Source organism: Colwellia sp. MEBiC06753 (assembly GCF_053470325.1).
The window spans coordinates 63095-71001 of the sequence record NZ_JBQMTM010000023.1; the positions used below are offsets into that span (position 1 = coordinate 63095).

Consider the following 7907-nt stretch of genomic DNA (forward strand, 5'->3'; position numbering starts at 1 on the left):
TACTAAAACAGCGGCGTAATTTGAGCTTGATTCACACTATTTGCCGCTTCGCAGAAAGCAGTCGTGACAGGCATGGAATCACATTACACGATTATAAATACACAGGGAGAAACTCATGTTTCACAACTCTAAATTAACCAAGTCAGTACGTCTGGCGTTGCTGTTTGGCGCAACCTCTGCAGCTGCAATAAGCCCTCAAATGGTATTAGCCCAAGAAGCCGAACAACAAGCAGAAGCAGATATCGAACGCATTTCCGTAACAGGTAGTCGCATTAGACGACCGGGTGCGGTATCGGCTAGCCCTATTATGTCAATGGGCGCCCAAGAAATTGAAATGATCCAAACGCCACAAATTGAAGAAGTATTACGTAATTTACCTGCCACTATTCCGGGTGACGGTGCCAGTGTTAATAACGGTACAGCTGGTGCTGCTACTGTTAACTTACGTGCACTCGGCACGCAGCGTACCTTAGTATTGATGAATGGCCGACGTATGATCCCATTTAACTTTAACGGTATTGTCGATACAGCATCAGTACCAGTCTCACTAATCGACAGTGTTGATGTCGTCACTGGTGGCGCTTCAGCAGTTTATGGCTCTGATGCTATCGCTGGTGCCGTGAACTTTGTATTAAAAAATGACTTTGAAGGTGTTGAACTAAGTGTTAACCATTCAGAAACGGAAGAAAGCGATGGCGAAACCGACAACATCGCATTGACTTTAGGCTCTAGTCTTGATGAAGGTAGAGGTAACGTAGCCCTTGCCATGAACTGGACTAATCGTAAACCTGTCATGCTAGGCGATCGTCCGCTTGGGGTATTAGGTATTGCCACCGCCTCAGGTGGTGGTTATGAAGAATACTTAAATGGCCAAGGTCCAGTTCCTCCCCATGATAATTGTGGCGGCCCAGATGTCACCACCTTTGAAAGTGGCGGTGGTTCAACAACGTCTATACCAACCCGTTTTGCCATTGTTGGTGCCGGTGTTAGTGGACAGTTTCGCGAAGATCGCACTTTAGGTGCAGATTGTAGCCGCTTTAACTTTAACCCATATAACTTCTATCAAACCCCACAAGAGCGCTATGGTGCAACAGCAATTGCCCGTTATGATATTAATGATGAGCATACGGTTTATACCACAGCCCAATTTAATAATACCCAGGTTAAACAACAAATTGCGCCATCAGGCACCTTTGGCGAACCCTTTATGCTGCCATTAGCCAACCCGTTTATTAGCGTTCAGGCGTTAGACTGGATTTTAACCCGCGCTAACCAAGCGCGTGAAGACGGCTTACTTAATGGTGAAGGGTTAGAAAACTGGCAAGATATTAACGGCAACGGCATTGTCGATACCGAAGATTATCTGCAAGTACAATTACGTCGTCGCACATTGGAATTAGGTCCTCGTTCAACTAATTATGAAACGGCATTGTTCCAGTTAGTTGCGGGTATTGAAGGTGTACTCTATGAAGATTGGGAATACGATATTTCCTACCAATACGGTGAGTCAAATCGTACCAATATTTCAGCCGGCTACACTAATGTTAAAAATATCCAAAAAGCCTTAGATACAACCGATGGCGTTAACTGTAAAAGTGGTGGCAGTTGTGTACCTATCGACTTATTTGGCGGCTTTGGCACTATTACGCCAGAAATGGCAGCATTCTCATCAGCAACCGCGTTAATCAAGCAGGAATACTCTCAAGAAGTATTAACTGCCAGTGTTAACGGGCCTGTTGAATTTATCGAAATTCCATGGGCTGGTGTACCTATGTCGTTAAGCTTAGGTTATGAACATCGTACTGAGATCGGTGAAACCATTCCCGATGAATGTTTGAAGGAAGCGCCGACTAGTTGTTTAGGTGGCGCTGGTGGTAATACCCTGCCAATTAAAGGTGGCTTTAAAGTATCGGAATTCTTTGTTGAAGGTGTGTTACCGGTATTTGACGGTCAATTTATGGCTGAGTCTTTAGATGTCGAGTTTGCGTATCGTAGTGCCGATTATGACTCTGTTGGCAGCAATAACACTTGGAAACTAGGTTTTAGCTGGCGCCCAGTTGATTCGTTACTTGTTCGAGTTATGCAGCAACAGGCTACGCGAGCACCTAACGTAGGTGAAATCGCTTCACCAGCAGTTACTGGCTTAAGTAACGCGCTCATTGATCCTTGCTCTGTCGCCAATGCTGATAATATAGATGCAACGTTACGCCAACTGTGTATTTCTACCGGCATGACAGATGCGCAAGTAGGTAAAGTACAAGATGTTATCTCTGGTCAAGTAAACGCATTTCAAGGGACAAACCCTGATCAGCTACCGGATGCTGAAGAAGCGGATACCTTTACCGCAGGTTTTGTTTATACCAATGATGAGTTACTTAATTTAGAGTTAACGGTTGATTATTACGACATTAAAGTCGACAACACCATAGGTAACTTTACCGCTCAACAAACATTAGATGCGTGTTACTCATTTGGCATTACCAGTGAGTGTGCAAAAATCAAACGCATTGGTGGCGACTTAACAATAGCGGGTTCTGGTATTGAAACCTACACCACCAACTTAAGCTACCGCCAAGCCGAAGGTATTGAAGTTGGTTTACACTTTGATGTTGGTTTAAATGATTGGGGTGAATTAGCATTTGCCACAAACCTTAACCATTACTTAACCAATGAGCGCCAATCATCATCAGTGTTGCCGGTTATCGATTGTTTAGGCATGTATGGTAATAACTGTTCGCCAACGCCAGAAACCACTTGGAATCAACGCGTTACATGGAATCTTAATGATTTCACTATGTCATTATTGTGGCGTCATAGCAGCTCGGTTGATATGGAAGATGTGCAAGCAGACGGCTCTTTTGAAGCATTCCGCTCAATTGATGCCTACGATTACTTTGACTTGTTTGCCAGCTACAACTTAGGTGAGCATACTAAATTTACCTTTGGTATTGATAATGTAACGGATGAAGACGCGCCTGTTGTTGGCGGTGAAGCAGGCTCTACATCATTTAACTCAGGTAATACTTTCCCTAGTTCATACAGCCCATTGGGTCGTATTTTTAAAGCGGGGATCAAGTTTACGTTCTAAGCTAATGTTTTACCTTGAACAAGGAACGAACAAGGAGCCTGTTTGCTAAAGCTTGTCACTGGTACTTGTTCACAAATAACTAAAAAGCGAAGCATTAAGGTGCTTCGCTTTTTCTTTAATTAATTCATTTATTAGAATTAGAATTTCAAATTTATATTACTGCTGTAAGTCGATGCGAACCGTATCATTGGCCAGATAAATCATTCTGACTTTATCTTGCGGCTGAAATAGCATTTTAGGATCATAATCTTGGATCACCATATATTCGTCACCATTGTCGATTTTTATCATTAACTCAACTAACTGATGCACTCGCACTTTTTGTTGACTATGACGCTGTTCAGAAATATTTGCCCCAAGCAATGCGCCTAATATGGTTGCAGCGACTTTTCCTGAGCCACCACCAAACTGATTACCAATTGCACCGCCAATTAAAGCGCCACCAAAGACTTGCCAACCATTTGCTTGATCTTGAATTAACTCTTGCTCGCTAATATTGCGTACCGATAGTACCTGACCAAATAAAACCTTTTCGACAGGCACGGCTTTATTGCGTTGATATTCGCTCACTGATGCAGTAAAGGGCAGCACGAGCAACATCATGATTAACCATAAACAAGCTGCTGATTTTCGAGAAATAGCATTAATCGTTAGCATAAATAAATCTCCAGCATTGCCAATTTTCACCAGTATTTTTCGAACATAAGCCGATCGAGCTTTATTACCAACCAACACTGGCTTTTTCGCGGGTTTTACGAATTTCAGTTTCATCTGCCCACTCTAGCGTACCTAGCTCTAAATCCATTAAGCGCATGGTAAATTTATAATAAACATCTTTTTTATCTTGATTTGCTTTAACAATGCTCGATAAGTTGCCGTAAAGCATGTATTTAGCGCCAATTTGCTTACCTAAAGCAACGGCCTTAGTTTTATCAACCATGCCGCCTTCTTGTTGGAATTCCAGTTGTTCACGCACCGCGTCAACGCGAGTCATATCCACAAATCGGAACTTACCTGAGCGTAATAACTTCGTTGAAATAGAGTCTGTAATTGACTCAGTATCGATATGTTCACTGGTTTTATTTTTAATTCGCTCAACAAAAACCACCGGTCGCTCAGTCATCGTCATGGCGTTAACCATAGGCGATGCAATTAATGAGTCGGTCATTTCGTTCGCCACTTTTTGTAAATCTGTAGAGCCAAAATTAATATCTGTAGTTTCTACGGCTGTTGCATCACCATAGCTCACTACTTGTTTGCTAGAACAGCCGGCCAGTAATGCCACTGAAATAGCCGATGCGATAAATAATGTCTTTTTCATTCTCTTTCCTATACAAATTACTGATAAACAAGTTATTGATAAACCAGTTACTGATAAACAGGGTTGACTGTTGTAAAGTCATACAACAGAAAGCAACACACGCTAATCTTGATCAAACTTATACGCCTGTTCATTGGCATAACGTACGTAAAACTTAAATGCCCGAGCCGAGGCGTTAGGGGCAATGCCCGCTAAATTAATTTGCTGACCACCATGCAATTGCAGAGCTTTCCACGCTTGCTGATTAGGCTCTATCACAAAGCCATCGCCATCAAACCATGTAAATTGATATTGTAAATTTTGACTGTACTGATACTGACTAGTTAACACGACATTACTTACCAGCAAGTCATTGGTTATTTTTGATTTAGCCGAATTAATGGTTAATCGCTCATTTAACTGCGGATTATCCACTTGTTGACTCGTCGTTAGCTGGCCAAATTCATATTTAGCATCTAAACCAATGCCAGTAGTCACAGGACCTTTTGACGCGCAGCCAGCGACCAAAATGCATGCCACTGCGAAGAAAAAATATCTCATTGTACGAATACGGTTCGAGTTATTACTGTTCTGATTAGTACTATCCAGATAATTACCGTTCACATTAGTTCTCCTACTCTACCTATCGTTTCTATCGTTTCTATCGTTTCTATCGTTTCTATCTTTTCTATCTTTAGCTAAAGTTGTACCACTTGATATTGCTGCAGTTGACCAATATCACTGACCATCACTAAGGTAATTTTACCGGCAGTAACCTTGATCTCAGCACTGCCAATATTGCTAGTTTGGCCAAATTCAAGCGTGTGTTCACCCGCAGGCAATATTGTTCGGATCATTTGCACATTTGCCGGTAACGTTAACCAGCTTCGCGTATCCGCATGCTCTGACGCTAACCCATAAAGACCAGCTAAAATATTACCTACATCACCCGCTTCTCGACTCATTTTCTGCCGCAATTGCTCTTTAGCGATAACTCGCAACGCTTGTCTTGCAATTATAGTTGGCATCTCATCTTTTAATTGTTTAGCTACTAATGCTTGTAACCTAACAATTTCTTGCGATTGAAACTGCTGCTTGGTTTGACCATCATGACTTACAAAGTTCACTGACAACGGCAACTTAGTCAATAAAGCTTGGTTATACGTTGGCAAAGCAAAATTAAAAAAGCGCATATCGTTATGGCTAGTCCACAGTGGAATATTAACCGGATGAGATCGCTTGGCATCAATTAACCCTTGCTCATAAATCACTACAACTTGGCCTTCATTTGGCTTTATTGAAACATTGTCATGATCAAAGCGTTGTTTAAAAATTGCCAAGTCAGTATCCATACCTAAAGCTGAACCTAACCTTAATACATCTCGCTGTAAGTACTGGTTATTGGGGAAAATTTCTAAGGCCTTTTTATAGTCAATATAAGCATCGTTTGCCTGACCTGAGGCTTCATATAAAATGCCAGATAAATAAAAGGTGTAGGCATTTTGAAAGCCGTTTTTAACGTCACCTATTCGGCTATTTAGTGGTGATATGGCTTTATCAATTTGTTGCCAGTCAACATACTCAAGATTATTTTTTGCTGCTAGCAGCTCACTTTCATAGCTAGCTAATGCAGCTTCTTGTACTAAGTTAGCCCGACGAACTTCAACCAAAGCTGCTTCCAAATTTTGCATAAACGCATAATTAAGCGCTTGATAGCCGTGCATCATACTTTGTTCATAAGGCGGTAGTTGGTAGCCAATGGCGCTGTCATTCGTAACCAAGGCATTCACTTTTTCTAAACCGCTGCTTACCTTTAACTTTGCTTTAGCGCGTTCTTTTTCTAACGCTTGGTAACTTTTATCAAACCAAAAAATACTTTGCTGATAATCTTGATTTAAAAAAGCTAAACGCCCCTGTTCTACCAGCGACAGTTGATAATTTGTATTACCTACATCCGGGTTAGTTAACAACTGCTCGGCATGTTGGATATTGCCAGTGCTAATGGCGTTTCGCACTGGCATAAGCGTTGTAGCATAATCAGCAAATAAATTATTAAGCTGCATACTGGCGCAGCCCGATAATAATACCGACAGCGAAAACACAAACAATCTAGCAACGATTCTTTTCATCGACGCTGAAAAATCCTTGATTGACAAAGTAAAAACTAATCCTAACTAATAAAAAATGAATAATATATGAACGTAGTAAATTAGCTTGCACAGCATAGCGTAATTAACGATAAACACTAATAAGTCACTTGTAACAAAACGTCATTTGCTTCATTTGCTTGGTTATGGGCTAAGTTAAACATAGCTTAATGTCGCTATGGCTTTATAAGATACAAAACTGTTAAAACAGTTCAATTAAGCGGACTAAACTTGAAAGTGAGATTAAGGCAACATTTCTCAATACTTGACCTTTTATATATTATCGGCACTTTTTAGTAAATTTTAATCAAAGCAGCTTTTAAAACAACATCTTATTAACAAATTTATTACTGGTTAACCTGCGTTATTATTTTTTACAGTTTTGGGAATTAATATAAACACCATCAATATATTACCATTAAAAACAATGAGTTAAATTGTTGGCATAACACATGCTAAGTAAATTGACAGTTTATTTGGACTTATTGCCCATAATATGCATTTTAAGTCGCCAGGTAATAAACTCGAGTTTCGAAATCATTAGGAAGTAGTATGAAATTTTTAAGTTTAATTAAAGGGTTAGTAGTATCAGCGTTACTAGTTGCCTCTTCAGCCAACGCTGGATTACTCAATCAATGGGATGCAGATTTTACCACCGCCGATGAAGCAAACCTGTTTAAAGGTGCTACCGGTCAAAATCACGCAGGCATGAGCACGTGGGAATGTTGTAGCGATTATGGCGTATTATCATTAGAAGAAGATGCATGGTTTTACATTAGTGTTTTCGATCTTATTGGTGAATCTAGTTTAAACCTTGCCGATCCAAGTACAAATTTCATTTTATCATTTGATTTTCGCGCCTCTGGCACACCAGAAATTGCCGGCATCCAATTTTCAAATTCAAAAAAAGAATGGGAAACTGGCGCCTTTAATTTATTTGGCAGTCAAGACTGGGGCTTTGATGACTTTCAATACACCCGTATTGGTGGATGGCAGAACTTTGAAATTAATTTAGATGAGTTTATCAACGCAAATGTCTCATACATTACCTTCATCAATGACTGTGATAATGCATCAGGTTGTGACAGTGCAAATACCCGCTTTAGAAATTTAACGATTACTGAAGTACCTGAGCCAGCATCAATTGCTTTATTAGGATTAGGTTTACTTGGTTTTGCTGCGCGCAAAATCAAATGCTCAAACTAAAGCGCAAATAAAATATGTATAAAAAAAGCCGGTCAATGACCTAATGCCGTTCACTTAAGGTGAGCGGCATTTCTTTTTATAGGGTACCGAGCGGGTCGTTTCTTCACACATCGAGGAAATATTCTTTGCCGCCGGGGCTCTAAGATAAGGCTTTCAGCCATACCGT

Annotated in this window: 6 protein-coding genes; 2 read left to right on the forward strand and 4 right to left on the reverse strand. The window is 40.6% G+C overall.

The features are described from left to right. Window positions 1-115 precede the first annotated feature (115 nt). Window positions 116-3088, forward strand: coding sequence for a TonB-dependent receptor domain-containing protein (locus tag ACOB82_RS15850; protein WP_448213963.1), 2973 nt, complete (start codon window positions 116-118; stop codon window positions 3086-3088). A gap of 156 nt (window positions 3089-3244) precedes the next feature. On the opposite strand, the gene ACOB82_RS15855 is transcribed toward ACOB82_RS15850, so the two are convergent. The 4 genes from ACOB82_RS15855 to ACOB82_RS15870 all read right to left on the reverse strand — a co-directional run bounded on the left by ACOB82_RS15855 (window position 3245) and on the right by ACOB82_RS15870 (window position 6517). Then, a complete protein-coding gene (locus ACOB82_RS15855) occupies window positions 3245-3691 on the reverse strand; it encodes a glycine zipper 2TM domain-containing protein (protein ID WP_448213968.1) in 447 nt (148 codons plus the stop codon). A 118-nt stretch (window positions 3692-3809) separates the two neighbouring features. Beyond that, a complete protein-coding gene (gene lpoB / locus ACOB82_RS15860; RefSeq protein WP_448213964.1) occupies window positions 3810-4409 on the reverse strand; it encodes a penicillin-binding protein activator LpoB in 600 nt (199 codons plus the stop codon). A 102-nt stretch (window positions 4410-4511) separates the two neighbouring features. After that, on the reverse strand, window positions 4512-5012 hold the full coding sequence (locus tag ACOB82_RS15865; RefSeq protein WP_448213965.1) for a YcfL family protein: 501 nt from the start codon (window positions 5010-5012) through the stop codon (window positions 4512-4514). A 74-nt stretch (window positions 5013-5086) separates the two neighbouring features. Continuing rightward, the gene (locus tag ACOB82_RS15870; protein ID WP_448213966.1) at window positions 5087-6517 is read right to left on the reverse strand and encodes a COG3014 family protein; all 1431 of its coding nucleotides are present in this window, start codon (window positions 6515-6517) and stop codon (window positions 5087-5089) included. A 570-nt stretch (window positions 6518-7087) separates the two neighbouring features. Here ACOB82_RS15870 and ACOB82_RS15875 point away from each other — a divergent pair. Continuing rightward, window positions 7088-7741 carry a PEP-CTERM sorting domain-containing protein gene (locus ACOB82_RS15875; RefSeq protein WP_448213967.1) on the forward strand — a complete coding sequence of 218 codons (654 nt, stop codon included), beginning with the start codon at window positions 7088-7090 and terminating at the stop codon, window positions 7739-7741. Window positions 7742-7907: the final 166 nt, after the last annotated feature.